The 209-nt window shown below is 62.7% G+C and carries 1 protein-coding gene; it reads left to right on the forward strand.

Features of this window, described 5'->3' with window-relative positions; all coding sequences use genetic code 11:
- A partial coding sequence (locus tag GSY69_RS15515) for an integrase core domain-containing protein (RefSeq protein ID WP_160954421.1) occupies positions 1–209 on the forward strand: 209 nt, incomplete at both ends.

The raw sequence follows: 209 nt of genomic DNA on the forward strand, positions 1-209 counted from the left end.
GAACCAGCATCACCTCATCGGATCCATGGGCCAAGTCGGTGCTGCCGGTGATAACGCGGCGATGGAATCCTTCTTCTCGCTACTCCAGAAGAACGTCCTGGACCGGCGCCGTTGGCGCACCCGTGAGAAACTCCGGATCGCGATCATTACATGGATCGAACGGACCTACCACCGCCGCCGGCGTCAGGCCCGCCTGGGCCGATTGACCC

It is taken from the genome of Brevibacterium rongguiense (assembly GCF_009857845.1).
Lineage (GTDB): Bacteria > Actinomycetota > Actinomycetes > Actinomycetales > Brevibacteriaceae > Brevibacterium > Brevibacterium rongguiense.